This window comes from Pseudoalteromonas sp. APC 3224 (assembly GCF_030407535.1).
Taxonomy (GTDB): Bacteria; Pseudomonadota; Gammaproteobacteria; order Enterobacterales; family Alteromonadaceae; genus Pseudoalteromonas.
Window position 1 is genome coordinate 1 of record NZ_JASDDF010000050.1, and the last position, 26,173, is coordinate 26,173.

Consider the following 26,173-nt stretch of genomic DNA (forward strand, 5'->3'; position numbering starts at 1 on the left):
TGTGAAAGTAGGTCATTACCAGGCTCCAAATACAAGAAAGCCCGATTCGAAAGAGTCGGGCTTTTTTACGTCTGCAGAAAAGTAAAAAGCACACACTCACCCAGCACTATCGCGTAGGTTGGGCGAGCGAAGCGACTCCCGACGCATAGAGAGTATCCCATTTGTTATGTGGCTTTCCATCGCTGTGGACACTACGACATTACCATGCTTCAAATTGTAGAAAGCCCGACTCAAAAGAGTCGGGCTTTTACGGGTGTAAAGGAAGCATTCTTAAAACAGTCCATAGGCTTCAGTTTCTTGCTCTTGAGCGCTGCTAGTTGGTTCAAGCTCTTTGGGCTTAAATATTGCGCTAGGATCAATAAGTACACTATGTTTATCAGCAAGCTTAATTAGACCATACATCATGTTTCTTGTTTGGGGGTCAATATCAAAACCAACTTCAGTGAGCTTATCTAGTGGTTTAATATCCTCTTTTTTATATTCAATATTATCTTCCACTTTATCAACTAACAGGCCTATATGAGGGTTCAACCCATCTTTAGTAGTAAAAACAATAATAGGTTTATAATCTAAAGTGATTTGCTCTATTGCCGAGTCAAATAAACGCTCTAGGTGAATAAGTTCATGCCTTCTTATAATCTCAAGTTGAGTACCGACTTGTTTATTGTTGCCTTGTTTATATGCATCTATCGCACTGGCCAATTTGTTTAGGAGCGATTTAAACGGGTTATCAAAGCGTGACATGGTATTTTTTAATTCATCATTATCCGTTTTAAACTCTGTATAAAACTGTTCAAAATCAGTAAGCTCATACTGATTTGTTTTTAACGAGCTTTGCGAAACGAGTAGTTCTTGCTCTAATTTATTAAACCAAGCAATTAGTTGTTTTTGCCAAGATTTAAGTTGCTTTAAAGCATCTAAATTACTGCGCTCAGTAGAAACTCCATTTAAAATGATTCCAAGATCAAATACAGGGGTTGGGATCCCCATATAATCTTTAACGCCCAAAAAGCTTTTATTGTCGTTAGGTAACACCGTGAGGTTATTATTAAATTGTTCCGTTAATAAGATATCAAGAATCTTAAGTGAAATGGTTTTATAACCCACTTTAAAGTTAATTAAGTCCATAGTTTCCTCACATACTTAGTTTGTATATTAAGGATAGAACAATATTTGGAAGGTACTTATTTATTCACATAATAAGAGCGATATACATTACGCTTATTTTTATTTTTTGTATCAATAAAAAACTTTTTGATTATTTTATCATTTATTAACAGCGAATTAAGCTCATTCATTAGGCACGAGTGTTTAAGTGGTAATTTGCAGCTTGCCGCTGCCTTGCTAAATGCCATGGCATTAATATAACCTTCAAAATGAAGACGATTGGGTTTTGTAATCTTGCTTGCTTGCATATCAGCTAAAAACTCATTGCAAAAATCATCGCTACAAGTGAGTGGATTGGGAACAATTTCAGTAACCATAATATGAGAGGGAGAAGATACTTCATCAAATAAGTCAAAGCTAGGTACAAAAGAGACACTAGTATAGTCTGGGGTAAAGTTCTTCGCATATGCACTATTTATAAACTCACCAAGTGGCGCATAGGTACCAACTAAACAGATAGCTGTCACCCCGCTGGCTTGTAATGCATTAAGCGCTGATGCTACATCATGACTATTACGTTGGTAACGCGCGACTTTTATAGGCGAAAGTTGATATTTTGTTAGCTCTTTTCTTAGCCCTGATTCGACGTACAAGCCAAACTCATCTGCTTGAATAAATAGCCCTATCTTTGTATGTTTACGCTCCTCTACTAAGTATTTAATTTGCTCTGCGGCTTCGTCATTATAGCTGGCTCTTAGATTAAATATGTTAGCGCGTGATTTATCATGTAGGAAGCTCGCCCCGCTAAAAGGCATTATGAACGGGGTTTGTGACTGCTCTAGTAAAGGTATAATAGCGTGGCTAGTTGGGGTGCCCATAGCACCAAACAGTGCATCGACTTTGTCGGTATAAATAAAAGTACGGGTATTATTAACGGTTTGCTTTGGTTCGTAGTTATCGTCAGCAACTAGAAGTTGTATCTGAGCACCGTTTATACCACCAGCATTATTAACCTTGTTAAAGTAAATGCTACTGCCTTTATGCAACTGTAGGCCAATATTTTGAGCCGGTCCGCTAAGTGCTGTAGACATACCAAGTTTAATAACTTTGCTATTATCTTGCTCTGCATAGGCTATAGGCTGCCCTAAGGCTAATGCGACAGAGGCAATGCTAAGGTGTATTATTATGCGAAGTGCGCTCATACCAGTTATCTACAGCCTTTTTTAATAATATATTAAATGACTTGGTGCCATTCAAACCTAGCTCAGTTTGGATATTTTTAGGTGTCCAATTTTGTAATACTAGCCTAATAAAAACAGATTGGAAATTATCCTCATCATTTGGCAAGCTAAGAGGAGATGCCCAAAAACTCCTCCATAGTAAAGGTTTAATATTAAAGAGCTGATAGTCACTTGTTAACATAGACTTTAATCTTGATTGATCGGCTATGCTGATGGTATGGGTATTAAAGCGTGAAACAATTTTTGCTACCAGTTTATAATCTAGCTGACTAAAATGGCTGAGCAATTGCAAAGGAAAATCAGCTTCGAACTGGGCTGTTAAATGCTCTAGTAGTTGGTCATTTTTAGTTAAGCTTTTAATAACTAATGCGCTATGTTCGCCGGTTGCCTTATCTTTTTGAAAACCCAGCTTTACCAAATTAAAGTCATTATTTTGCCAAAAACTAAGTAATTGCGCATTAGCCCCAAAGCTAGCACCAAACCAATCACATTCGTTTTGTAATTGCTGTTCACTGTAATGAAGTAATTGTGTTCCTAGGTGCTTGTTGTGCTGTTCTGGGTCAATAGCAATTCGTACCACGCGAGCGCAGTGTTGTTTTAATACCTCAGGTTTAAAGCTTAATTGTGCAAGGCTTTGAGCCATTAAGTGCCCTTGAGGGCGGCGCTTACCTTGCACTACTTCATTACTCAACGATGTAGTAAAGCCACCCTCTATCGCTACTAAACAAACACCAAGAATATTATCACCTTGTTGACAAACAAATAGCCGTTGTCCAGCAGCATCTAGCAAGTGACGTAAGTCATTCACACTGGTTTGATAATGTGCCAGTGTTAGTAAGCCAATAACTTGATGAAGCAGTGGCTCGTTGCTAGCAAGCTGATTTGCTTGCAGATGCTTAAACTGCAAAGGAGTAGTATTCAAACTAGCGCTGTGGTGTTCTGCATCTAAAGCTAAGAGTGTGCGAAGGTGATGCTCTAAAGGGTCATGCTTTGCAAAGCGGATAGGCTGTTCAAGGCTGATGCTACGCATGTTCTTAAAATGCGTTTTGAGGTAACGAGTAAACTTTAAAATATAACCGCGACCATTACCTTCATAGCCAATCATAGTGCTTGAAAAGACCACGCGAGGATAAATGTGAAGAATTTTTATGAGAATTGGAACAGGGATTGCTGCTGCTTCGTCAATTAATAGTAAGTCACACTGCGGTTGTTCGCTCAATAGTTGATCAGGCGCCACGTAGTGCATGTTTGCAATGTGTTTATCGCCAGCTTGATATTCTATATCAAGCGCACTCGCTAAGTGCTTAAAACTACTGTGCAAAGCACGAAATTGCATAGCGCAAATAAGTATATTTTTATCGCTGAGTTTACTTGCTGCAATACCTAATGCGGCTGATTTTCCTCTTCCCCGATCTGCATTAATTAATAATGGTCGATTTGCTCGTCCGTTTGCCGTTTTTATTATTAATTCAATACACTGTTGTTGCTCGGTAAAGTCAATTTCACCAGTTGATAGATTCGTATCGGTAATACACTGCCAACCATTTTGCTGGCTAAAATGCAGTAAAGTAGTTTTGCTTAGTAAGTGAGCTAAGCGTTGGTTAAAAAAGCTGTAAGGGTGCATTTGCCCAAAAGATTGAAATAAGGGAAGGGCGTCATCACACCAGTGTTCAAGTTCTTTAAGTTCGGGTAGCAATATAATTAAAAAACCACCTGCTTGCACAACGCCACTAAGCGCAGCTAGTTTATCTGGCACCAGTCCACTGTAGCCGTCATAAACAGCATGGGCGCACTCTTGCCCTAAAATTTGGTGGGTATGCTCTGGCCAATGTGCATTAATTAAATGAGTGCTTTTTGACAGTACAAAAGAAGGGTGCTGCAAATGAGCAAGCAGCTGAGTACATTGCTCATAACACCAGTTTTTATCGCCTGTAAGCAGCAGTAACTGGCGATGTTTCGCATTCGCAAGTTGTTGCTGTACACGCTCTACAACGCGGTTAAACGGCTTGTAATCTTGCATAAGCTGTTACTAACCACTTACTGCCTAAGTCGTCAAAGTTAACTTGTACGCGAGATTGTGCGCCACTGCCTTCGTAATTAAGTACGGTGCCAATGCCAAACTTTGCATGCAGCACGCGTTGACCTAAGTTAAATCCGCTTTCTTCAAATGCAGCATGGCTAACCGAAGCGCTAAAGCGACCGGCTGTAGGCGGGCGAGATACTTGTGTTTTAATGCGAATTTCTTCTACGCAGTCTTCGGGTATTTCACGTAAAAAGCGCGATGGGCTGTGATATTTCTCTTGGCCATATAAGCGGCGGCTTTCGGCATGGCTTATATACAGCTTATCCATAGCACGGGTCATACCCACGTAACAAAGGCGGCGCTCTTCTTCTAAACGGCCGGTTTCTTCATTACTTTGCTGAGATGGAAACATACCTTCTTCAACACCGACCATAAACACTAAAGGAAACTCCAAGCCTTTAGCTGAGTGAAGCGTCATCATTTGTACAGCATCTTCATGTTCATCGGCTTGACCTTCGCCAGACTCAAGTGAGGTGTAAGCTAAAAAGCCTTGTAGTGGCGAGCTAAACTCTTCTTCTTCAGGGAGTTCATACTGATCGCAGGCACTAATTAATTCTTCTAAGTTTTCTACTCGAGCGCGGCCTTTCTCGCCTTTTTCAGCTTGGTACATAGCCATAAGGCCAGAGGTTTGAATTGTGTATTTAGCTTGTTCTTGTAAAGTAAGATCGCTAATCTTGTCTTCAATGTGCTCAACAAGCTCTACAAACTTTGTTACAGCGCCAGCTGCTCGACCCGATAAATGCTGTTGTTCTACAATGGCTTTAGCAGCATACCAAAGCGGCAAAGATTCAGCGCGAGCGCAGTCACGTATATGGCTTAATGTTTTGTCGCCAATCCCACGGGCTGGGGTATTAATTACACGCTCAAATGCGGCGTCGTCTTGGCGATTACCTACTAAGCGTAAGTACGATAGCGCATCTTTAATTTCTTGACGCTCAAAGAATCGCATACCACCATAAATTCGGTATTTTAAACCTTCTTGTAGCATCGCTTCTTCAAGTACCCGCGATTGCGCATTACTACGATACAAAATAGCCGCATCCTGTAGCGCATTTCCGGCATTTAGCCAGCTGCGTAATTTGCTACTCACAAAGCGCGCTTCATCTAGCTCGTTAAAGGCAGCATAAATAGAAATTGGTTCGCCGTCGTTACCGTCAGTCCACAAGCTTTTACCCATACGCTCGGAGTTATTTTGTATAAGTGCATTAGACGCTTTAAGAATAGTGGCAGTCGAGCGATAGTTTTGCTCAAGGCGAATCGTCTCTGCATCAAAGTCTGTTAAAAAGCGTTTGATATTTTCAATTTTAGCGCCACGCCAACCGTAAATACTTTGGTCATCATCACCTACAATCATAATGCTACTAGTGTCGCCCGCAAGTAATTTTAGCCATGCATACTGAATAGTATTGGTATCTTGAAACTCGTCTACTAGCATGTGTGCGAAGCGCTGCTGATAATGACGAAGCAGGGTTGGGTTGTTTTTAAGAACCTCATAACTACGTAGTAATATTTCAGCAAAATCAACTAGGCCCGCTCTATCACAAGCTTCTTGATAGGCTGCGTAAACGCGCAGCATCATTTGCTCGTTAATATCGTATGCCTGAATATCTTTAGGGCGCAGAGCTTCGTCTTTTTTAGTGCTTATGTACCAACCAAACTGTTTGGCTGGCCATTTTTTATCATCAATATTCATAGATTTTAACAAACGCTTGATCATACGAAGCTGATCGTCAGAGTCTAAAATTTGAAAGGCTTCAGGTAAATTTGCTTCACGGTGATGCGCCCGTAAAATTCGGTGCGATAAACCATGGAAAGTACCAATCCACATGCCGCCAACAGGGGCTTTTAGAGTTTCTTCAACCCTTGAACGCATCTCTTTAGCGGCTTTATTGGTAAAGGTTACCGCAAAAATACTGTAGGCAGAGGCTTGCTCTACTTGCATTAACCAGGCAATACGATGAACCAATACTCGAGTTTTACCTGAACCTGCTCCTGCTAATACCAGCATGTTTTGTAATGGCGCTGCAACGGCATCGCGTTGTTTATCATTTAAGCCATCGAGTAATTCTGAAACGTCCATCGTTACGCCTTTTTAATCAATAATGAGAGCAGTATAACAGGTGTTTTTGTTAGGCTAAATAAAATACTGTTTTTATAAACAGCTATTTATAAAATAGGTATTTAAGTTGTTGAATAGTGAACAGTATAAACTGAGCAAGTAACTAAAATAGCTATTTAAAATTGCTAATTTGACTTATTTTTGGCAAAAAATACTAAAGCGATAAATTCGTAATAATTTAACTGTATGATTTGTAAGCCTTAATAAATTGGCATAAAGTGTGTAAGTATAAATAATAAGTACAAATACAAAATTAATTAAACTACAGAGGTTAGTATGTCTCAACAAGGTTCTGGCGGAAATGTAATAGCCGCTCTATGTAATATTTTTTTCCCGGGTTTAGGGCAGTTGGTGCAGGGTCGTATTTTATCGGCGCTGGTGTTTGCCATTTTGGTTTTTGGCGGTTACGCGTTATGGTTCTTAGTTGTTCCAGCTATTGTTGGAGCCGTATTCCATTTATGGGCAATTATTGATGCTGCCCGCTATCGCTCAGGCGGTTAGCTATATTGATGATACTAAATAACCTGAACTCTGGATAATAAATCTATCTCTAGCAGCTATTTTGAGCGCTAACTGCGTTGAATTTACTTGCAATAGACTAGCTATTGACGCGTAATTTCGCCTTGTTTTCACTGAAAATCTCTGGCTAGAGAAAATAAACATAAATATCATTTTATTCAATATGTTAGTAAATCTCTTAACCAGAGTTCAGGTTAAGTAGCGCCTTGCGGCGCTATTTTTGTATCTGGCTTGCGTTATTCATAACTGACTAGGTTATAATCTATTGTAATTAGCAGTACTGGAATAAAGTTATGGAATATCAATTTATACGTGACCCTATTAGTGGTTTACGAATTAAAATAAGCAGTGAACACGCAATAATAGGTCGTTGGTTAAACGAAGAAATAGGCAAAGACAAAGTGGCTATGGTGCTGGCGCTTATTAGCTCGGTGAGTTCAAGCTTTGAACCGTTAACACTTAAAGGCCAAGAAGTTGACCTGATCCTTTCTAAAGATGAAGCGTTATTTGAAGCGCATGCGCTGCATCAAGATAACGAAGATATATTAGCCTACCAAGATGACGAACTAATGCTTGAAGAGAATGATTTAAGCAGCGGTTGTGGTTTTGAAGACTTTGTTGACCTGATCAACTCATGGCATGAGTTTTCGGCTGGTCGTTAAGTTATATTATCTGTATTATTACCCTAATTATAAATCCAACAGTGGAACCAATATGTCTGCCAATTTAAACAAGCTAGTTGTTATGCTAGAAATGCAAAATGCCATGAATACTAAAGTACATGAGCAATGGTTTAGCCAAGGCTTTGAATGGTACAGAGCTATTTGGGTTGAATGTGCAGAAATGTTAGACCATTACGGTTGGAAATGGTGGAAAAAACAAACACCAGATACTGAGCAGGTGATTTTAGAGCTGGTTGATATTTTTCATTTTGGCTTATCGTTGCGTATTGACGGTGAGACTAGCTACGAGCAAATAGCAACACAGCTACAAGCCGAAATGAGTGCACCACAACAAGGTGATGACTTTAAGCAAACACTTGAATTATTAGCGGCCAGTGCTGTTGCCAATAAAGCGTTTAATGCATCAGCATTTGCCGGTTGTATGGCACAAATGGGCATGGATATTGACGATTTATACCGTGGTTATGTTGGTAAAAATACTTTAAACTTTTTCCGCCAGGACCATGGCTACAAAGATGGCAGCTACATTAAAGTATGGCATGGTCAAGAAGATAACGAACACTTAGTAGAAGTAGTTAAAAGCCTTGATACTGAACATGCAGATTTTGCAAAACAGGTATATCAAGGCTTAGTAGCGCGTTACCCAAAAAGCTAATTATATAATAGCGCGGTAGTCGGTTACGCTTAAGTAATCGCTTATATCGTTATGTGGCTGCTGACTATTAGGGTTAGCAACCGCAATTAAATGCTCAATGCCGTATTTTCGTGCGGCATTTAATACCGGTAAACTGTCATCTACAAATAAAGTGCGGCGTTTATCAAACCCTAAGTCCCCTTGCACTTTATGCCACAAGCTTTGTTGCTCTTTACTTACTCCATATTCATGAGTCGATACCACCCCGTCTAAATAGTTATCAATAGCGGTATGTTCAAATTTAAGCATGACGCATTCAGGATGGGCATTAGTCAGCAAAATGAGCTCTTTACCTGCTCGTCTAAGTTCAGTTAAAAAATGCGGAACGTCTTCACGAATTTTGATTAAGTGGGCAGACTGGCGCTTTAGTTCGAGAATAGGTAAGTTTAGCTGTGCCTCCCAATAGTCAGAGCAGTACCACTGAATTTTGCCACTCACAGCCTGATAGCGTTTTAAGATATCTGCGCGGGCTTCCTCAAAACTGATATTTTGAGCCAGAGCATGTTGTTGGGGTACAACATTGAGCCAAAAGTCAGTATCGTAATGTAAATCAAGTAAAGTTCCATCCATGTCGAGTAATACAGTATCGATTTTTGACCAGTTGAGCATGATGTATCCTTGTGAAAACTACTTTTTGAAATGAATAAGTTGCGATGAAGTAGATTAATGAGCTTTGTTAATTGAGTGATTAAGGTATAAATCCGGCAATATTATATTAAGAGCGTATTCGTAGCCTAAAATAAAGAATTAACCTTAGCTAAACCCGAGAGTTATTAGCTCAATTAAATTGCTTTTAATTCAAACTGAAACTCGCATCTTATACTCATTTGGGTATATGATTAGTATAACTGCAATGATAGCAAATTGATGCCCATGACACAGAAAAAGCACCCAACACCACCACAAATTCTCAGTAATAATGTTGTCGCTAAAAGTCGCTTATTTACTGTGGAGTCTTTAGAGCTTAAGTTTTCAAATAACGAAGAGCGTCAGTATGAGCGAATTCGCGGCGGTGGTCGTGGAGCCGTTATGATTGTACCTATGACCACTGAAAATGAGTTATTACTGGTTCGTGAGTATTGTGCAGGCACCAATGACTATCAGTTAGGGTTTCCCAAAGGGCTCATTGACCCAGGTGAAACGCCTGAACAGGCTGCAAACAGAGAGCTCAAAGAAGAAATTGGCTTTGGCGCTGAATACTTTAAACCGCTTAAAACGGTCACTATGGCACCGAGCTATTTTAACGCAACCATGCATATTTTGTTTGCTAAAAATTTATATCCTGAAACCTTACTAGGCGATGAGCCTGAGCCCTTAGTGGTTGTGAAATGGCCACTTTCACAATGGCAGTCGTTATTAGAGCAACCTGACTTTACTGAAGCACGTAGTGTTGCGGCTCTGCTATTATTAGATAAGTATTTAGCCTCAGGAGACATTAATGAATAAACTTCTAGAGCCATGTATTGAGCTTGCGCAAAGTGCAGGGGATGCCATTATGTCTTTGTATAAAAAAGACGATATTGGTCAGCAAGAAAAATCAGATAATACGCCAGTAACTAAAGCAGATTTAGCTGCAAATGATGTGCTCGTGGCGGGTTTAAATGCGCTTGCTCCTGACATTCCTATTATGTCAGAAGAAACCCCCATTCCAGCGTTGCAAGATAGACAGCACTGGCAACGTTATTGGTTGCTTGACCCAATGGATGGCACCGGTGAATTTATACTCGAAAGTGGTGACTTTGCCGTTAATATTGCATTGATAGAAAATAACCACCCAGTGTTGGGGGTTATTCATTGGCCAGCAAAGGGCGTGACCTATTATGCAACGGCTAAAAATGGGGCATTTAAGCGTGAAGGTGAGCACGATAAACAAATATTTGTTGCACCGCCCGAGAGTTTAACTTTGGCTGTAAGCCGCCGCCAAAAAATAGAAGCAGTTAGCCAGTATCTAAATGCGCAATTTGCAACTGTGGCTTTAGGTTCGTGTTCACTTAAGGCGTGTATTGTTGCTGAGGGTAAAGCAGATTGTTTTTTAAGAATAGGTCCTACAGGTGAGTGGGATACGGGGGCATCGCAAGTTATTGTTGAAGAAGCGGGCGGCTGTATTACCGACGCTGAATTTAATCCTTTAACGTATAACCAAAGAGAAAGCACAGAAAATCCTGACTTTATTGTTATGGGTCATCCCGACTGGGAGTGGCAAAAAATGATAAATCCACATCAACGATTACTGTAAACACCACTGTTTGATGGGTTTTTGTTCACTTAAACGCTTTTAATTAGTAAAACCTTGCATTATAGGTTTATTCCTATATTATAGCGCTCTCTTCGAAACAGGCTTGTGAATAACACAAAACTGTTACTAAGAAATTACAGGCGCGGGATGGAGCAGCCTGGTAGCTCGTCGGGCTCATAACCCGAAGGTCGTCGGTTCAAATCCGGCTCCCGCAACCAATTCTCTTTAGAGGATTGGAAGCCAAGTTGTAATGTAAGCAACTATAAATAAATCTGCAATTTCAGGCGCGGGATGGAGCAGTCTGGTAGCTCGTCGGGCTCATAACCCGAAGGTCGTCGGTTCAAATCCGGCTCCCGCAACCACTGAAATAAACAGTTATAGTAAAGCAACACGCCTAAAGCGTGTTTTTTTATGCCTAAAATTCAGTGAAATGGATAGCTCGTCGGTCTCAGCTCTCCATTAGCCAGCAAAGGTTGTCGGTTCAAATCCGGCTCCCGCAACCACTGAAATAAATTGTAAGAATGAATCGACACTCTATACGAGTGTTTTTTTATGCCTAAAATTCAGTGAAATGGGTAGCTCGTCGGTCTCAGCTCTCCATTAGCCAGCAAAGGTCGTCGGTTCGCTCCTTACAAACTCTGGCTCCCGCAACCACTGAAATAATATGTTTTATTAAATCGACACGCTAAAGCGTGTTTTTTTATGCCTGAGTTTAAATTTATTCACTCTATTTTTAGTATTCTTACTTACTGTTATTTTCTAATTCTACTTTTTGAAAGTGTTATTGCTGAATATTTAGTATGCTATGCACTAAACTCTTTAAAACTTTTTGTAATCAAAATTATGACTGAACTTTATCACTGGTTTGATTTAATAGGTGTGGCGGTATTTGCTATCTCAGGCACCTTGGTAGCCTATGAAAAGAAAATGGATGGCTTTGGTGTAGTTGTACTTGCAACTGTTACGGCTATTGGCGGCGGTACCGTTCGCGATGTGATACTCGACCAGCCCGTATTTTGGTTACACGACCAAAGCTACTTCTACGCTATTTTGGTGGCGGTTCTGGTTACTACACGACTGATCAATAAGCAAAAATCCATTCCATACTATGTATTGCAAACCGCTGATGCGTTTGGCTTAGCCTTTTTTGCGGTCATGGGAGCGCAAAAAGCGCAATTGGCTGGTATGCCAGATATGACGGTTGTGATTATGGCTGTAATAACCCCCTGTTTTGGTGGGCTTATTCGCGACGTGCTTGCCCGCGATATTCCAATGCTGCTTAAAGGTGAGCTGTATGCTATTACCTGTATTGCTGGCGGCATTGTCTATACATTAAGTATCAACCTATCGCTAACGGTGGAAGTGGCAATGATATTAAGTATGTTAATGACCTTATTGCTACGTTTTTCGGCGATTAAATGGAAGATTATATTACATGTTTTTAAATATCCTGACTAAACTGGGTTAATACAGCTGTTAACTAGGGCCTGTTGACCTTTGCGGATTAAAGTTTGTTCAAACTAGGGGCGATTTAATCGCGGCGCGAGGTTTGTAACCTAGTGGACTAAGTGAAAACCGAGCAACAAAGAGTAAATCGCCCCTAGGCAGAACCCTTCGGGCAGCGCCTGTTTGGCATTAATGCTGTGTTATCGCCTATTTATGGGGAGTAACCACACGACATAGGCTCTGCCTTGCCTAAATACCAAACAGACTGCTGCAAATTTAACCTTGAAAGGTCAGCAGACCCTAGGATAAGGAATGTCGTTAGCCCGTATATTTTCTCGCGCGCAGGTGGGGATCAACGCCCCTGAGGTGATGGTTGAAGTGCATTTAGGGAATGGTTTACCCGCCTTTCATATCGTCGGCTTACCTGAGGCGTCGGTTAAAGAGGCCAAGGATAGAGTACGTAGTGCTCTAGAAAACTCGCAATTTGGATTTCCCGATCAGCGTATTACCGTTAATTTAGCACCTGCCGATCTTCCTAAGGATGGAGGGCGATTTGACCTTGCGATTGCGGTAGGTATTTTGGTCGCATCGGGACAAATAGTTTGCCCTGATATTCACAAGTATGAATTTTACGGTGAGCTTGCACTTAATGGTGAAATACGTGCTGTAAATGCCATTTTGCCTTCAGTGCTTGGTGCTAAAGAGCAAAATCGTTGCTGTTTTCTGCCTCTTGAAAACGACAGTTTGGCCAGCCTTGTCAGTGGTGTAAAACGAAAAGCCGTCAGCTCTATTCAAGAGGTATGGGGAGACTTGCTCAATCAACAACCTTTACCGCTTAACATTGCCTACCCTGATTGCACCCAAGCGCCAGATTTTTTACTCGATTTAAGCGATGTAAAGGGCCAGCCTGGTGCAAAGCGTGTATTAGAAATTGCTGCTGCTGGTGGGCATAATCTACTATTTTTAGGTCCACCAGGAACCGGAAAATCAATGCTTGCACAACGAATGGCCAGCATAATGCCAACCATGTCTGATGATGAAGCCATTGATACTGCTGCTTTATATTCAATTATTGGCCACTCAATTGATTTAACCAATTGGCGTCAGCGACCGTTTCGTAACCCGCACCACACTTGTTCTGCAGTAGCGCTGGTGGGTGGCTCGTCTAACCCTAAATGACAATTACATCACTATAAAGTAATAATTAGACATCTTATTTAAAAAGTACATAGCTTGTAGTTATCAATTACATCGATATGATGTATTGAATAGTAATCTACACCTTTAATGAGTGATGTTTAATTTTATGTCTGTACGTACAATACCAAAGAATTATAGAAATCTGACAGGATTGGCAAATTCACAAAAAGCCAATGATGCATTTTTTGAATCCTCACTTGAGCGCGACTTTTTAACAATGATTGAGTTTGATAGCTGTATAGAAAGCTATGATGTTCAACCAGTTTGTATTTCATGGGTGGATTCAAATGGTAGAAAAAGAAAATACACCCCTGATGTATTGCTTAGTTACATATCGGGTCGTTCATCTTTCTCCAATAGCAATATAGTACTTTGCGAAATTAAATACCGCAGTGATATTCAAAAAAATTGGGAAGACCTTAAACCAAAATTTAAGGCCGCAATTCGTTATGCAAAAGAGCAAGGTTGGCGCTTCAAGCTGTTTACTGAAAATGAGATACGCACAACTTATATGGAAAATGCTCGATTTTTACAACCATATTTACGTGATGCACTCAATGAATCTCACGAGGAGTTAATATTTGGTGCACTTCATTCAATGAGAGAATGCAGTGTTGAACAATTGATTAAGTCTTTATTTAACGATAAATGGGCACAAGCTGAGATTCTACCTTCTTTATGGTGGCTCATTGCGGCAAAAAGAGTGAACTTGGATTTAAATTTACCTATCACTATGTCTTCACGTATCTGGATAGGGAGATAGATATGCCTAGAAAAGCGAGAAAAGAATTTACCTTGCAGCAAGGAAGTTCCGTTTATCATAATGATACGCACTATATTGTACTGCAAATTACTAATTTAGATTACGTATTAGCAGAAAATTTCCATACAAAGCAAATTGAAAAGCTCAGAATATCAGAGCTGTCTTTATCGCCCCCTTCACCAGAAGATAGACGCGTAAGTGTTATTGATGCTATCGAAGATGATGACTGGAAAGTAGCTCAGCAACGATTGGAAATTATTCAACCTTTGGTACATAAGCATGACCGGACTGTTGAAGAAGTAAAAAGTGTAGCTACAGAGCACGGCTACCATATAAATACAATTTATAAGTGGCTACGGTTATACGAAGCGGATTCATCTTTGATGATACTGTCCCCGAAAACAAGGAGTGACTCCGGTAGTAAAAAACTATCAAGTGAAGTAGAGAAAGTCATTGATGCATGTATTGAAAGCGAATATTTAAATAAGCAAAGGAAGTCAGTTGCAGCGGTACATCGCTTAGTCAAGCTAGAGTGTAGGAAAGCGACATTGACTATTCCTCATGTTAATACGGTAAGAAATCGTATCAAAAGCTTATCTGAGGATTTGAAAATACGTAAGCGCTGTAGTAAAGACCAAATTCATGATGCGCTTCATATGAGTATGGGGGAGTTCCCGCATGCTGACTACCCTTATGCTGTAATTCAAATTGACCACACACCTTTAGATATAATATTAGTAGATGATGTTTATCGATTACCTCTTGAGCGTCCTTGGGTAACAATGGCAATCGATGTATACAGCAGAATGGTAGCTGGTTTTTACATCTCTTTTGAAAAGCCAAGTGCCTTAGCTGTTGGTATGTGTCTTTCAAATGTGATCTTGCCGAAGGATAAGTTTCTTGCTGAATATGATATAGATGCGTCTTGGCCTTGTTGGGGAGTACCAAGAACTGTCCATGCCGATAATGCAAAAGAGTTTCGTGGAAATATGTTGAAAAAAGCATGCCAAGAATATGCTTTTTCTATTGAATGGCGCCCTGTTGGTAGGCCTCATTTTGGTGGGCACATTGAGCGTCTACTTGGTACATTTGCTAAAGAGATACACACTTTACCAGGAACAACATTTTCCAACACACAGCAGAGAAGAGGTTATGATTCAGATAAGCAATCAGCCTTAACGTTAAAAGAGTTTGAGCATTGGCTCACTGTTTTAATTACAAAATCTTATCATCACAAATTGCATTCAGGAATTAATACTACTCCATATCAAAAATTTGAAGAAGGAGTTTTAGGTACTAAAAACACGAAAGGTGTTGGTATGCCAAGAAAGATAGATGATGAAGAAACACTTAAGACCAATCTGCTTCCTTATGTTGAAAGAACCGTACAAGATTATGGCATTCGTATTGATGATATTTGTTATTACAGTGATGTCCTTCGAGTTTGGATCAATGCAACTGTTGAAGGTCGAAGTAAGTTAAAACGAAAATTCATTTGCCGTCGAGACCCTCGAGATATCAGTACAATATGGTTTTTTGACCCGCAGTTAAAGTGTTACTTCCCTATTCCATACAGAAACACAGCACATCCATCTATGACCATATGGGAGCTAAGGAAAGTACAGAAAAAATTAAAAGATGATGGGGCTGTTCATGTAAATGAAGAAATGATTTTTAGCGCATTAGAGACTATGAGGGAAATCGAGCAGGAAGCTGTTATTAAAACTAAAAAAAGTAGAAAAGCTGTTCAACGAAGAAAAAATGCTGAGAAAACCGCGATATCTTCACCTGAAGTTTATGAAAAAGCTCCTTTAACTAAAACAGAATTTATAAATGATGAAGATGACGATGATATACAGCCTTTTGATGAAATGTTAGAGGTGCGTCGTGATTGAACATACTAGCAATAATTCGTTTGATCACTTGAACGAAGATGTTCGCACTTTACTTGATAAGAGTAATGAAGAACGTATTGAATATATTTTGTCATCAAGATGGATTGGTTATTCTAAGGCGATTGATATATTGGGTAAACTTGAAGATTTACTCGTTTACCCTAAGAAGCATCGAATGCCATGTATGTTGATAGTAGGGGATAGTAACAGCGGTAAGACAATGATTGCGGAACGCTTTATTGACTTGCACCCAGCATACGAGCGTGAAGATAATGAAGGTATTGTTATACCAGCATTGTTTATTCAGTCCCCGCCTACGCCAAGCGAGTCACGACTGTATAGTAATATTTTATCTAAGCTATTTGCTCCTTTTAGGCCTTCAGACTCAGCAGAAAAAAAACACCATCAAGTAAAAACGATAATGGCTGCCTGTAATGTAAAAATGCTCATTATTGACGAAATTCATTCTTTACTTGCTGGCCCTTTAGATAAACAACGAGTCTTCTTAAGTGTTATTCGTAATTTAAGTAATGAATTAAAGATACCTATAGTTGGTCTAGGAACTAAGGATGCTTTAAGAGCTATTAAAACAGACCCTCAGCTTGATAACCGGTTTAAACCTTCATTATTACCAAGATGGGAAATGGATACCGATTTTCGTCGTTTACTGGCAAGCTTTGAACGTATGCTACCTTTAGCTAATTCGTCAAATCTAAAGAGTAAAGCTATTGCTCAGAAAGTGTATTTTATGAGTGAAGGCTTGCTTGGAGAGGTTTCAGACATACTCACTCAAGCGGCGATTTTTGCAATTAGAAGTGGGCTTGAAAGTATAACGCTAGAATTACTTGAAAAAATCGATTATGAGTCACCTAAAGAACGTAAGAAGAGTAATCGTTAATGACGTCTGCTTTTCCAGTGCATCCACAGCCTTTACCAGATGAGCTATTTTCGTCATGGGTTTATCGTGTTGCCAGAGCAAATGGGCAAAACGTATTTTCTTTTTGCTATTTGCTCATACCTGAAATGAGGAATACCTACTACAACCTCGATTATGTTGTTACAGAGCAGATTCTACAAAAGCTTTCCATGCCGTTACGTGTTACTTATTTTAGATCTAGAGAAACAACACTAGATAGCTATTCGGGTAAACTATTTGCTAGCTCAACTCCTAAAGCGAATCGAAAGGCTTGCATTCTACAAACCGGAAGTCAGAAAAATAATCACAGACGTTATTGTTTACAGTATTGCCCACTGTGCTTAGCGGAAGGTGAACCTTATTACAGGAAAGTTTGGCGAGTTTCATTTATAACGGTGTGCAGTCGTCACGCTTGTCAGTTGTATGATAGGTGCCCTAGATGTTCCAGCCCAATCAGACCACTTTTAAATGATGTAGGGCAGCCTCATAAAATGCCATTCCTAGGAGCTATTACTCAATGTTTTCATTGTGCTTTTGATTTAAAAAATACCGTTGCATGCATAGCAAAAACTGATGTCGTTAAAGATACTATTTTATATGAGCGCATATTACGTGAAGGCTTTATTAAATTAGAAGTTGGATCTAATTGGATATACTCATTTTCGTTTTTTCAAGTGTTGAGACACTTAATGAGGTTAGTTCTCAGGGAGGTCGTGAGGGACCAAGAAAAGGATAATATCCAAGACCCCGATATGCTTCCTCATAACTTGCGTTATCAGTGTATGAGTCTGCTTACAGGTGTTTTTAGTAACTGGCCAAGTCAATTTATGGCTTTTTGTATCAACAACAAATTAATCTACTCAGATTTTACTAATAATACAAATAAGAGACCTCTAATTCCCTATTGGTTAGAAAAAAATATCAGACAAAATTTGTATAGCCCAAATAGTCCTCCAAGTGAGCAGTCCGTTATTGCTGCTATTGATTACTTAATTGCACACGATAAACGGTTGAACGCCTCAGCTCTCAACCGCCTACTAGGCTATGAAGACTCTGGGGTCATTAAAAAAGTTTTAAAGAGCTATCAGAGGAATAAACTATTTCATTTACCATATATGAGGAAACCAGAATGAGTGATTGTGAAGAGGTTTTTGAAAATGATGCGCTATATCTCGAAGAGCGATTAAATTGCGAGTTTGCGTTGCTCCAAGAGTCAGACAGAGCAACGCTAATTGAATATGCCGAACGGTTTATTTATTTGCAGGTAAGAATTGAGCTGTTAACAAACCGACTTTCTAGCAATGATAAATATGTTATCAACGAATATTATAATAACCCTGTTGAAACTCAGGCTAAAGATGAGCCCGAAGAGTTCATAGCTAAACTAGCTGATTTAGTAAAAGTTGCAAAACAGCACTCTGAGCTATTAAGAGCGGATAAGATATCTATGAAAAAATTAGCTCGTGATGATCCTGGCGCATATGCAAAGGCTTTGTCTTATCGACGAATGAGCGCGAAAGAGGGAAAACCATTGGGTAAGTTTACTGAAAATATCTTATCCTCCTATATTTCTGGTGATAACAGAAGATTTGATCAAGATCACACTCAGTGGTTTGTACTTTGTGAATCAGGACAACTTGATAAACAAGATGCTAGAGTCAGTATTCCACTAAGTCAACTTACAATTGATGGCCACTTTTCAAAGTAAGCTCGAGCTAATCCATTATCTTGAAGCCTGTCTATGTACCAATGAACATTATTTTTTGCTCTTGTTATTGCAACGTAGCAAAGGCAGTTAGCTTCGTGATATTGGGCATTTTCAAAAGTGGTGCCTATTTCACACCATTCATACATAGCATTTTTTATTGGATTCCAAGTGTTTGGAGCTATATCCCCTAAGATAAATACAGATCGAGCCTCTAAACCTTTACTGGTGTGTATCGTTAGATCTTTAATTTCTCCTGATTTCTTTAGGGATTGAAACAATGAATCCCACTCTTTATGCCCTGTATCTTTCGCTAAGCTATGTCTTGTAAAAAGAACATACACAGGGTCTTCAGGAGTAGCTTTAACTCGATTGACTTCTCGTTGTAGTTCTTTACACAGCAAGTCGTAATCTAAAGTTTCACTACGACCTTTCGTCGTATATGGTCTTTTTATTGATAGATTGCACTCCATTGAAGCTAAATCTTCTCTGGCTGGAACTACAGAGTCTTCAGAACCAATATTAACTAGTGGTATCTTAGCTAGTTCAATTACCGGTTTTGCGCTTCTATAGTTAGCTTTAAGCGGTAGAATTGAAAAATAATCGGGTACTGGAAAGAAAGTGTCAGGCATTTTTATATATAGATATGAGCTACCTCGCCATACATAGATGGATTGATTGCTGTCTCCAACAAACATAAGAGAGCCTGATTTAGTTTTAGTTGTATATATGGCTTTTAAGTTATTGAGGAACTTTATAATATTAGGAGAAATATCTTGAAACTCATCAATCAAAAGATGCTTACACCATGATAAGCTTTCAGCATTACAAAGTTTTAATGCTGGGTGCTCAGAGTTTTGGAATGTATGAAATATTTGCTCAAATGAAATCAAATTCTCTTTTTCTAAAAGTTTTTCAAGTGCACCGTTAAAGGTTATGCATGCTTCCAAGAATACTTTATCGTGGTTTGGAACATAGCAAAGTAACCTTTCGCTTTCAGCTGAACTAAAGTCTGAAATAGATTTTCCTAACGAATAGATAAAGTCTGATAAAGATTTGAATTGACCATAAACTGGTATAAAGTCTTTTTCATTGGGCTTTTTGGCAAACTCTCCTACACAAGCATAAGAGAACTCTGGAGGGAACTCATCGAATTGTTTTTCACGTTCCAGTAGCCTCATTAAAGCTTCTTCTGAATCAACCCATATGTACTTACTATCTGCTTTATAGTATACAAATAACTTTCTAAAAAACAGCCAGCTAGACAGACTTCTTTTACTATCACAAAAATCATCGTATTTTTTTACCTTATCATAAATATTAATATCGGGACTTAGAAAAACACGAAGTTTTTGTTTTGGTAAATATATGTGATACTTCAAATTTGTGTTTTGCTTAGAATTTCCACAAGACCAATAATCATCTATTGGTGGATAGGTTTGTGCAATAGATCGATGTTTTTCCAAATCTATATTTAACCAATCGTGAAATAACTGTTTAGATAAACTTTTCTCTATTAAAGGGGTTGCCCGATAAAACGGATTTTTCTCTGGTGATTTTTGGTTAAAACACAGTTGTTTAATTGATGCACGGAATAAGTAGTCAATCTTTTGTTTGAATTTAGTGTCTTTGGTATAAAGGTATTCGTATATTCGCTGCATCAAATCTGACATGCGCGGGATTGTCGTGTCTTTTTTATAATTTTCTTTTAGCTCCTTCTCTGATAAGGCCCCTAAGTTCTCAATGTCTACTATTTCACCATCTTTATTTTCAAAAATTGGCGTCCAATTTCCTAAAATAATACGCTTCCCGTCACCAAACTCTTTATTTACTTTATATGCAAGCGCATGAAAGGTCCTTACAACATCACGAGCTTCTTTCTCGCCAAAGCTGGTTGGAACATTCGACAGCAACTGTACATTTTTAACAAGTTTTTCAATAAACTCACTCCGGGCCTCTTTAGTAAAGGTGGTCACTGTAATATTAGAAAAAGGAATATCATTTTCCAAGCGAAGAAAGGCAACCCTTGCAGCCAACATTGTGGATTTTCCAGAGCCAGCACCAGCCTGAATACAAGCTGCTGGATTTTCACAAAATAGCATAGCCAATTGCTCATCGTTGGGTCTGATGCCTAAAGTTTGCAGTTTTTCTAGAAATAAAGTCTGTTTGACTTTTGAAAAGCTAAAAAAACCTTTTTGTACAATAGGCTCCCTCAGTGGGAGTTTATCAAAAGGCGAGCGTATATTGCGTTCTTTACAAAATTGAATAATAAACTTGCGATATTGATCATGTAGACCAGTCAACTCTTCCGCATGCAGTTCTTTTTCTACGGAAATAGAGCTTTTTAACTCATTGAACATAATGGTTTTATTTTTATACTCATCTTCTAGAGCGTTTTTTTCTTTTGTGAGCTGGTCTATTTCAGTGGAATTACTTTTTAGAGTGTCGAGCTGACACTTGTTGCTCTTGATTAGCTCGGATATATTGTACTTATTGGCTAACTGTTGGTTTGTGAACCAAAAAACTGTGGCTTTCTTTTTGCTTTTGAGAAATGAAGCGATTTTGTTATAAAGTTTAAGCAAAGCTAAACTCCAAATTTTTTTCTATAATTGCTATTTGTCTATCAGCATAACTACCTTCATATATTGTGTTATTTGAAGGGTGCTTTATGGATAAGCTCTGACTTTGATTGTATGCAGCTATATGCTCCCATGTTCCTCGTGATTCACTGCAACGTTCAAGCAAAGTTGATAACTGATTTTCTGTGTATGAAGGTGCGTAATACGTGGTACTTAATAATAGTGATGTTGTATCTAGCTCAACCCATCCATCATTAACTTTGAAAACTCGTCTTTGTACTTCAATGAGTGTTATTTCATGGCCGGTATAAAGGGTTATTCGTGCAATTAATGCTTGCCTAAGACGATACTTTTCTCGGCCTTCTTGCCTAAATCCTTTATAGTAATTTATATATTGCCAAGTCGACTTTCGTCCTCCCTCAGTGAAAGTAACGGGAAACTGTGAAAATATCGAGTTACAGTCAGTAACTGCTCGATTAATACTTATGTATTCAATGTTTTTGACTCTTGGAAGATTTTCTATTTCATTAACTACTTGCTGAAAAAGGGTAAGGCGGCAAATTTTATGATCAAATATAAACCTGTTCTCTGACTCACTATCCGGCAGCCGAAAATCTACTGGAGCAGAAACTCCTTGGGTATCACCCTCACCAGTGTTACCTCCCTCAAGCCCACCCACAAAAGGTTGATAGGTTGTAGGCGAACTATCGTCTAAGTGAGCTTTTTGTCTTCTCTTGTCGATATACTTATTTGTTAAGTCGTTAAATATCGTACCTGCTCTCCCCTCAACTAAGAGCTCGTCAATATTATTTTTTGGTTCACTACTTGGTCGCATATCAACATCCCCTACCTCAGGCACTTTAGGTTTTGGCCTTCCTTGCAGGTGTGTGTCTTTGTTATTTTCTCCTTGAGTAGATGGGTTTAAAGGGTTTTCATCACCTGGATTATCTCGGAAATATTCAAGAGAACTAAAGGGGTAACTTGAATCACAACTTAAAATATCATAAACAATGAACACTTTTCGACCTGAAGCCAACGGGCACCATTTTCCATAAACGTCAAGAGTGGTTTCACCTTCAAATGGGAACTTTAATTTTGGGCTAACAGGACGGTTGTTTACACACTGGAGTGATAAGTTTTCGCTAAGTCCACGAATAGCTTTTGCCGCCACTTCATCAAATGCCAATCTTGCTACTTCTGGCGCAGCAATATCATGAGTCCACTTTTTTAATAAAATATAAGCATGCCCGTCATTCGTCAAATAAGATTGTGATGGGTCGTATATAGAATCGAATTGTAATCCAAATTTGAACAGTTGCTGAAAGACGTATTGAGATTTCGAAAAATAAGCTTGTAAAAGGATATAATGAGGGAATACTAATATTTTATCTTCATCTAGCTTAACAAATTCACAGTGTACTTTGGTAGCTTTTCCATGATACGGATGATGAGTAAATGGAAGTAAATTATCATCTAGCTTTCCCTTTGCGCCAGCTATCGAGGTGTAAGCCGATTCAGGGGTAATAGTGACCGAACTGAATTTTTCTCGCATTTTTTCTGTGTATTCTAACGGTACTCTTTTTCCATTATGCCAAACATCTCCTAACCTAATAACCCGAAGGTAGCTCACAGGGACTTGAATGACATTTGTTTGTTTTAGGTCCGTAGAGTATTTGTAATTCAAGCTACCAGGTGTGGGAAATTCGATGAATGGTGATAAGTATATATCAACCAGTGGCTCACTACGGCGTTTCCCCGAATCATCCTCGTAACTAAGATAGCCAAACCAATCGACTCTCCAATATTTGTCGTCGAAATTTGTTAATGAATTAATACTAAACTCAGAAATAATAATATCCTTAGCTACATAAATTTAATGCGCAAGCCACCAAAACAAAACATTATAGTGATGTAATTCTACATTAATTACTAGTTATTTTATTTTGCTAGTTAAATAGGGTTATTTTCTTGATTGTAGTCTTGGTAGCTAAGGTGAAAAAAGGCTCCATAGATTTTTTCTCGTAAGTAAGCATAACGAAGCTCAAAATTTACGTGTATGTATGGTTTGAGGAACGCTATCCATAATTATCCACGAGTTACTATAATGCGGCGTTCGCTAGCAAATATTATGATTGAAAAAGGTGATACTTTTGCCCTTGATATATGTTTAAATAATCGCCATATATTAACTTTATATTAAGTTGCGGGTGAGTTCATAACGAATGGGACAGTGTAAAGCTTCAACAAAAAAAGGTCATAAATGCTCTAACTTGGCTATAAATGGAAGCAATTATTGTTACTCACACAAAGAATCACTAGATTCCTCTCCAATCATTAGCTCGGTCATTGGTGGGTTACTCGGTAATATGTTATTTCCTGGGATTGGAGGCATTATTTTCGGTAGTGCAACAGGAGCATTAATAAACAAAATAGGGGAAAAGAATGTGATTATAAAGAAAAAAGTTTTTGTTAGTTTTGATTTTGATAATGACAAAGTGCTGAAAGGCTTTGTGATAGGTCAATCGAAACTGGAGCAATCACCATTTATGGTTATCGACCATAGTTTAAAAGAAGCGGCGCCAGAGGCAAACTGGAAAGACAAAGCTCGTGCAGCCATCAGAAGATCAGATATCGTTATGGTTATTGTTGGGCCTGAAACCTATAGAGCCCCAGGTGTGCTTGCCGAGATCGCAATGGCAAGACAAGAGGGAAAGCCAGTAATTCAACTAATTGGTTACCGTAATGGAGAGTATAGAGCTGTTGAAAATGCAGGGAGATTATATCGCTGGACATGGGAAAACTTGAGAAAGTTATTAGCTTAACGAAGTCCATACATCTAATCGGATAATAAACTTATAATAATTAAGGCACATAACATAAATGGCATATTTTACAAAACAAGAAGCAAGAAGGGCTGCTCAAGCTTCTGTAAATCGAAGCAGCAGAGCATTTAATGCTAAAGGCAGATTAACTGAATCATTTGAGTCATCAAGCTCCAACACTCGTTTTGATGTATTCCTTTCTCACTCAATAGATGATGCCGAGTTGGTTCTTGGAGTAAAAGAGTTACTTGAAGAAGAAGGGCTCACTGTTTATGTGGATTGGGATACAGATAAACATCTATCGAGAGATAAGGTAAACAAGGAAACTGCAGAACTTTTACGAGTTAGGTTGCGCCAGTCTAAGAGTCTAATCTATATAGCGACAGATAACTCTTCAAACTCAAAGTGGATGCCGTGGGAGTTAGGTTTTTTTGATGGGTATAGGCCTGATGGTGTAGCGATACTACCATTACTTGATTTTGAGACTGAAACATTTGTAGGGCAAGAGTACCTTTCACTGTACCCTACTGTTACTAAAGGACAATATACTGACGGTTCGAAGGATATTTTTGTAAAAAAATATGGGGCTTGGAAACACCTTAAAGGCTTTGGTCAGGGAAGTATGGATTGGCGAGGGTACTAGAGGGTATAACTTTATGAACACGGCTCAGTTAAAATTATGTCTCATTATAAAAGGAACTTAGAACCCAATGACGTTTAGTAATGAAGTAGAATCATTTATTAAAGATTATGTAAAAAAATTACATGAAGGGACAGCATCAGTATTCGCAGGTGCCGGCCTCTCTATTCCAGCAGGCTTTGTTAATTGGCCTGATTTATTACGAGATATAGCTCATGAGCTAGGGTTAAATATTGATATTGAAACAGATCTCGTATCAATTGCGCAGTATCACGTTAATGAAAATGGGACTCGAGATAGATTAAGTCAAAAAATTGTTGATGAGTTTGTCGAAGATACTGAGGAAACAGAAAACCATCGAATACTGGCTCGTTTACCTATTACGTCTATTTGGACTACTAATTACGACTCTATAATTGAAGATACGTTTATCAAAGAAGGGAAAGTCCCAGATATAAAGCATAGCGCTAAGCAGCTCTTAACGAGTAGAACTAAAAGAGATTTAGTCTTATACAAAATGCATGGCGATGCTTTGCACTCTACGGATGCAATTTTGACAAAGGAGCAATATGAAAAGTATCACCAAACACATGAACCATTTATTAATGCACTAACTGGAGAGCTTACAACGAGAACATTTTTATTTCTTGGTTTTAGTTTTACAGATCCAAATCTAGATTATGTGTTGAGCCGTTTAAATATTAGATTTTCACAAGACAAAAAACAGCATTATTGCATAACAAAAAAACCAACGTTAGGGGATAAAGCCAACCCTGATCAGGCTACTTATGATTATAACTTAAGAAAACAAGCGCTCATAATAAATGATTTGAAGAGATATGGTATTAAAACCTTACTTGTATCAGACTTCTCTGAAATAACAGATATCCTTGGAGAAATTGAAAGGCGTTTTAAAAAGCGCACAGTCTTTATATCAGGAAGCGCTGAGGTTTATAGTCCTTTCGAACGTCAGGAAGCTATTGATTTTATTCATCAGCTATCAAAGGGATTGATAGAAAGTGACTTGAGAGTTGTTAATGGATTTGGATGGGGTGTTGGTAGCTCTGTCATCAATGGAGCATTAGAAGCTATATATTCTAGGCCTATGAAATATTCAGAGTCGCAACTCGTGCTACGGCCTTTTCCTCAATTTCAAACAGGTAATACAGAGCTAAAGCAATTATGGGAAGATTATAGACAAAAGATGATTTCATTATGCGGTATTTCAATATTTATTTTTGGGAATAAAAAGCAAAATGATGAAATTGTGGAAGCAAATGGAGTAATAAGAGAGTTTGAGATATCACATGAATTAGGAAATATTTGCATACCAATTGCAGCAACTGAATTTGCAGCAAAATCCATTTATGAGCGTATTATGCCTCAACTTGATGAATATTACCCGAAACCGGAGTTAGCTAAAAAATATTTGAATATATTGGCTGATGACAAAATTAAATTGTTAGATAAAGTTCCTAAAGTAATAGAGTTTATAAATAGGTTAAGTAAGTAATAATACTTCTAT

The 26,173-nt window shown here is 38.6% G+C and carries 21 protein-coding genes, 2 tRNA genes and 1 pseudogene; 17 read left to right on the plus strand and 7 right to left on the minus strand.

The window, feature by feature from the left end; all coding sequences use genetic code 11:
• Nucleotides 1-270 precede the first annotated feature (270 nt).
• Genes QL989_RS17960 through uvrD form a run of 4 tightly spaced genes read right to left on the minus strand, consistent with a single transcriptional unit; the run spans nt 271 to nt 6,511 of the window.
• On the minus strand, nt 271-1,128 hold the full coding sequence (locus QL989_RS17960; protein ID WP_290171499.1) for a chemotaxis protein: 858 nt from the start codon (nt 1,126-1,128) through the stop codon (nt 271-273).
• A 56-nt stretch (nt 1,129-1,184) separates the two neighbouring features.
• Nucleotides 1,185-2,309, minus strand: a complete 1,125-nt coding sequence (locus tag QL989_RS17965; protein ID WP_290171501.1) for an ABC transporter substrate-binding protein — start codon at nt 2,307-2,309, stop codon at nt 1,185-1,187.
• Nucleotides 2,278-4,368 carry a GNAT family N-acetyltransferase gene (locus QL989_RS17970; RefSeq protein ID WP_290171502.1) on the minus strand — a complete coding sequence of 697 codons (2,091 nt, stop codon included), beginning with the start codon at nt 4,366-4,368 and terminating at the stop codon, nt 2,278-2,280. Before QL989_RS17970 ends, QL989_RS17965 begins: the two co-directional genes overlap by 32 nt.
• The gene (gene uvrD / locus QL989_RS17975) at nt 4,346-6,511 is read right to left on the minus strand and encodes a DNA helicase II (RefSeq protein ID WP_290171503.1); all 2,166 of its coding nucleotides are present in this window, start codon (nt 6,509-6,511) and stop codon (nt 4,346-4,348) included. The genes QL989_RS17970 and uvrD overlap by 23 nt, the downstream gene beginning before the upstream one ends.
• Nucleotides 6,512-6,826: 315 nt before the next feature.
• On the opposite strand from uvrD, the gene QL989_RS17980 reads away from it, so the two are divergent.
• The 3 genes from QL989_RS17980 (at nt 6,827) to QL989_RS17990 (ending at nt 8,407) form a co-directional block, all read left to right on the plus strand.
• Nucleotides 6,827-7,051: a hypothetical protein gene (locus QL989_RS17980; RefSeq protein ID WP_054202800.1), complete on the plus strand. Its 225-nt coding sequence runs from the start codon at nt 6,827-6,829 to the stop codon at nt 7,049-7,051.
• Nucleotides 7,052-7,362: 311 nt separating this feature from the next.
• On the plus strand, nt 7,363-7,731 hold the full coding sequence (locus tag QL989_RS17985; protein WP_198522374.1) for a YacL family protein: 369 nt from the start codon (nt 7,363-7,365) through the stop codon (nt 7,729-7,731).
• A gap of 52 nt (nt 7,732-7,783) precedes the next feature.
• A complete protein-coding gene (locus QL989_RS17990; RefSeq protein ID WP_198522375.1) occupies nt 7,784-8,407 on the plus strand; it encodes a dUTP diphosphatase in 624 nt (207 codons plus the stop codon).
• Here the strand turns inward: QL989_RS17990 and yrfG are convergent, their stop codons facing one another.
• Nucleotides 8,408-9,055, minus strand: a complete 648-nt coding sequence (gene yrfG, locus QL989_RS17995; protein WP_290171505.1) for a GMP/IMP nucleotidase — start codon at nt 9,053-9,055, stop codon at nt 8,408-8,410.
• A 264-nt stretch (nt 9,056-9,319) separates the two neighbouring features.
• On the opposite strand from yrfG, the gene nudE reads away from it, so the two are divergent.
• The 11 genes and pseudogenes from nudE (at nt 9,320) to QL989_RS18050 (ending at nt 18,610) form a co-directional block, all read left to right on the plus strand.
• On the plus strand, nt 9,320-9,892 hold the full coding sequence (gene nudE, locus QL989_RS18000) for an ADP compounds hydrolase NudE (protein WP_008108276.1): 573 nt from the start codon (nt 9,320-9,322) through the stop codon (nt 9,890-9,892).
• Nucleotides 9,885-10,682 carry a 3'(2'),5'-bisphosphate nucleotidase CysQ gene (gene cysQ, locus QL989_RS18005; protein WP_008108277.1) on the plus strand — a complete coding sequence of 266 codons (798 nt, stop codon included), beginning with the start codon at nt 9,885-9,887 and terminating at the stop codon, nt 10,680-10,682. Before nudE ends, cysQ begins: the two co-directional genes overlap by 8 nt.
• A gap of 141 nt (nt 10,683-10,823) precedes the next feature.
• A tRNA-Met gene (locus QL989_RS18010) sits at nt 10,824-10,900 on the plus strand.
• A gap of 67 nt (nt 10,901-10,967) precedes the next feature.
• A tRNA-Met gene (locus QL989_RS18015) sits at nt 10,968-11,044 on the plus strand.
• Nucleotides 11,045-11,525: 481 nt separating this feature from the next.
• Entirely contained in the window at nt 11,526-12,140 is a 615-nt protein-coding gene (locus QL989_RS18020) for a trimeric intracellular cation channel family protein (RefSeq protein WP_008108278.1), read from the plus strand.
• 300 nt (nt 12,141-12,440) lie between these two features.
• Nucleotides 12,441-13,304: pseudogene (locus QL989_RS18025) on the plus strand (magnesium chelatase domain-containing protein); the annotation flags it as partial.
• A gap of 130 nt (nt 13,305-13,434) precedes the next feature.
• Nucleotides 13,435-14,091, plus strand: a complete 657-nt coding sequence (locus QL989_RS18030) for a TnsA endonuclease N-terminal domain-containing protein (RefSeq protein WP_210795973.1) — start codon at nt 13,435-13,437, stop codon at nt 14,089-14,091.
• A 2-nt stretch (nt 14,092-14,093) separates the two neighbouring features.
• Nucleotides 14,094-15,986 carry a Mu transposase C-terminal domain-containing protein gene (locus QL989_RS18035; RefSeq protein WP_290171509.1) on the plus strand — a complete coding sequence of 631 codons (1,893 nt, stop codon included), beginning with the start codon at nt 14,094-14,096 and terminating at the stop codon, nt 15,984-15,986.
• Entirely contained in the window at nt 15,979-16,884 is a 906-nt protein-coding gene (locus QL989_RS18040) for a TniB family NTP-binding protein (RefSeq protein ID WP_290171510.1), read from the plus strand. Before QL989_RS18035 ends, QL989_RS18040 begins: the two co-directional genes overlap by 8 nt.
• On the plus strand, nt 16,884-18,035 hold the full coding sequence (locus QL989_RS18045; protein WP_290171512.1) for a TniQ family protein: 1,152 nt from the start codon (nt 16,884-16,886) through the stop codon (nt 18,033-18,035). The genes QL989_RS18040 and QL989_RS18045 overlap by 1 nt, the downstream gene beginning before the upstream one ends.
• Entirely contained in the window at nt 18,032-18,610 is a 579-nt protein-coding gene (locus tag QL989_RS18050) for a hypothetical protein (protein ID WP_290171513.1), read from the plus strand. Before QL989_RS18045 ends, QL989_RS18050 begins: the two co-directional genes overlap by 4 nt.
• On the opposite strand, the gene QL989_RS18055 is transcribed toward QL989_RS18050, so the two are convergent.
• Nucleotides 18,577-21,189 (minus strand): UvrD-helicase domain-containing protein, encoded by a 2,613-nt coding sequence (locus QL989_RS18055; protein ID WP_290171514.1) that lies wholly within the window; start codon nt 21,187-21,189, stop codon nt 18,577-18,579. The genes QL989_RS18050 and QL989_RS18055 overlap by 34 nt on opposite strands.
• On the minus strand, nt 21,182-22,738 hold the full coding sequence (locus QL989_RS18060) for a hypothetical protein (RefSeq protein WP_290171516.1): 1,557 nt from the start codon (nt 22,736-22,738) through the stop codon (nt 21,182-21,184). The genes QL989_RS18055 and QL989_RS18060 overlap by 8 nt, the downstream gene beginning before the upstream one ends.
• A gap of 670 nt (nt 22,739-23,408) precedes the next feature.
• Here QL989_RS18060 and QL989_RS18065 point away from each other — a divergent pair.
• The 3 genes from QL989_RS18065 to QL989_RS18075 all read left to right on the plus strand — a co-directional run bounded on the left by QL989_RS18065 (nt 23,409) and on the right by QL989_RS18075 (nt 26,161).
• Nucleotides 23,409-24,008 (plus strand): TIR domain-containing protein, encoded by a 600-nt coding sequence (locus QL989_RS18065; protein ID WP_290171517.1) that lies wholly within the window; start codon nt 23,409-23,411, stop codon nt 24,006-24,008.
• A gap of 58 nt (nt 24,009-24,066) precedes the next feature.
• Complete coding sequence (locus tag QL989_RS18070; RefSeq protein WP_290171519.1) at nt 24,067-24,651, plus strand: toll/interleukin-1 receptor domain-containing protein; 585 nt, start codon at nt 24,067-24,069, stop codon at nt 24,649-24,651.
• A gap of 67 nt (nt 24,652-24,718) precedes the next feature.
• Entirely contained in the window at nt 24,719-26,161 is a 1,443-nt protein-coding gene (locus tag QL989_RS18075) for an SIR2 family protein (RefSeq protein ID WP_290171520.1), read from the plus strand.
• Nucleotides 26,162-26,173: the final 12 nt, after the last annotated feature.

Excerpts from the sequence above, each read along its gene's own strand:
- QL989_RS17960 (WP_290171499.1), bottom strand. The coding sequence starts at position 1,128 with ATGGACTTAATTAACTTTAAAGTGGGTTATAAAACCATTTCACTTAAG.
- QL989_RS18050 (WP_290171513.1), top strand. The coding sequence starts at position 18,032 with ATGAGTGATTGTGAAGAGGTTTTTGAAAATGATGCGCTATATCTCGAA.
- cysQ (WP_008108277.1), top strand. The coding sequence starts at position 9,885 with ATGAATAAACTTCTAGAGCCATGTATTGAGCTTGCGCAAAGTGCAGGG.
- yrfG (WP_290171505.1), bottom strand. The coding sequence starts at position 9,055 with ATGCTCAACTGGTCAAAAATCGATACTGTATTACTCGACATGGATGGA.
- QL989_RS17980 (WP_054202800.1), top strand. The coding sequence starts at position 6,827 with ATGTCTCAACAAGGTTCTGGCGGAAATGTAATAGCCGCTCTATGTAAT.
- QL989_RS18035 (WP_290171509.1), top strand. The coding sequence starts at position 14,094 with ATGCCTAGAAAAGCGAGAAAAGAATTTACCTTGCAGCAAGGAAGTTCC.
- nudE (WP_008108276.1), top strand. The coding sequence starts at position 9,320 with ATGACACAGAAAAAGCACCCAACACCACCACAAATTCTCAGTAATAAT.
- QL989_RS18065 (WP_290171517.1), top strand. The coding sequence starts at position 23,409 with ATGGGACAGTGTAAAGCTTCAACAAAAAAAGGTCATAAATGCTCTAAC.
- QL989_RS17990 (WP_198522375.1), top strand. The coding sequence starts at position 7,784 with ATGTCTGCCAATTTAAACAAGCTAGTTGTTATGCTAGAAATGCAAAAT.
- uvrD (WP_290171503.1), bottom strand. The coding sequence starts at position 6,511 with ATGGACGTTTCAGAATTACTCGATGGCTTAAATGATAAACAACGCGAT.
- QL989_RS18045 (WP_290171512.1), top strand. The coding sequence starts at position 16,884 with ATGACGTCTGCTTTTCCAGTGCATCCACAGCCTTTACCAGATGAGCTA.
- QL989_RS18030 (WP_210795973.1), top strand. The coding sequence starts at position 13,435 with ATGTCTGTACGTACAATACCAAAGAATTATAGAAATCTGACAGGATTG.
- QL989_RS18075 (WP_290171520.1), top strand. The coding sequence starts at position 24,719 with ATGACGTTTAGTAATGAAGTAGAATCATTTATTAAAGATTATGTAAAA.
- QL989_RS17965 (WP_290171501.1), bottom strand. The coding sequence starts at position 2,309 with ATGAGCGCACTTCGCATAATAATACACCTTAGCATTGCCTCTGTCGCA.
- QL989_RS18070 (WP_290171519.1), top strand. The coding sequence starts at position 24,067 with ATGGCATATTTTACAAAACAAGAAGCAAGAAGGGCTGCTCAAGCTTCT.
- QL989_RS17985 (WP_198522374.1), top strand. The coding sequence starts at position 7,363 with ATGGAATATCAATTTATACGTGACCCTATTAGTGGTTTACGAATTAAA.
- QL989_RS18020 (WP_008108278.1), top strand. The coding sequence starts at position 11,526 with ATGACTGAACTTTATCACTGGTTTGATTTAATAGGTGTGGCGGTATTT.
- QL989_RS18060 (WP_290171516.1), bottom strand. The coding sequence starts at position 22,738 with ATGCGAGAAAAATTCAGTTCGGTCACTATTACCCCTGAATCGGCTTAC.
- QL989_RS17970 (WP_290171502.1), bottom strand. The coding sequence starts at position 4,368 with ATGCAAGATTACAAGCCGTTTAACCGCGTTGTAGAGCGTGTACAGCAA.